This window comes from Deinococcus fonticola (assembly GCF_004634215.1).
GTDB classification, from domain to species: domain Bacteria; phylum Deinococcota; class Deinococci; order Deinococcales; family Deinococcaceae; genus Deinococcus; species Deinococcus fonticola.
On sequence record NZ_SMMH01000105.1, the window covers coordinates 1 to 922 of the forward strand.

Genomic DNA, 922 nt, shown 5'->3' on the forward strand with positions numbered 1-922 from the left:
AATTGAACCTGAAAGGCAATCAGCGTTGCGGCCTGGGGGATGGGCATTAAACTGTAGTCGGGATGAGGCGTCAACACCTTCATCCCTTTGCCATTCTGGACACGAAATGTCAACCCCTAATCGCCGTATATAGGAATCCATATCGCCAAGCTCATCTGCCCGTTGACGTAAAGCATTCAGCGTATTGACGAAGGCCGCATAATTATTGCTTTTCAGAAGCAGGTAACCTCGGGTGCGGGGGGATCAGTGGGTGAGGTAGAGGAGCAAGTTGTGCATGGCGACTTTGCGGCAGACTTTTGTGCGTACTGACCGGAAGGAATTGAGTTGCCCGAACACTAACAGGCCACAACGCACCATTCTGGAGAAGACCGTCTCAACCATCTTGCGTGTTTTTCGCATGGCTGTCGTCCAGGTCGTAGGTTTCTTGGCATTGGAACGACTCGGTGCGGTGACACCACAACCCAGATAAGCGCAGTCCCCCAGGACTGCGCTGAGATCGTCAATGCGAGGGTTAAGCAAGACTTTGGCAACGGTGGGATCAGCCACATTTGCGCCCACCACAGCAAAACGCTTGAACATGCCCCCAGCACTCACGACAGCGTGCAGCTTGTATCCCATGATCCAGCCCAAACTGCCCCGGCCTCCACTCGCTTCCACCTGCTCACGCGGGCGGTCATAGCGGGCACCACGGCAAATAGGGATCGGGATGGAGTCAATAACGGCGTATTCCTCGTGTTCAGTGGTCGCCAGGGAAAGTCCAAAGTCGGCAAACAGCCGCTCACACGCCAGCAGGATGCGATGATGACTGGAGTGCTCCCCAGAAACTGGACGGTGAGTCCCTAGAGACAAAGGCTCGAACCCAGCCCTAAGCTGGAAAGCGAGGCCCAGTCATGAAAATCCGTCAGTTTACCGAAGACCAGAT

General features: G+C 54.9%; 1 protein-coding gene. It reads right to left on the reverse strand.

Going from position 1 to position 922, the window contains the following annotated elements; all coding sequences use genetic code 11:
- Positions 1–243 precede the first annotated feature (243 nt).
- The gene (locus E5Z01_RS19255; protein WP_167758034.1) at positions 244–849 is read right to left on the reverse strand and encodes a transposase; all 606 of its coding nucleotides are present in this window, start codon (positions 847–849) and stop codon (positions 244–246) included.
- Positions 850–922 lie beyond the last annotated feature (73 nt).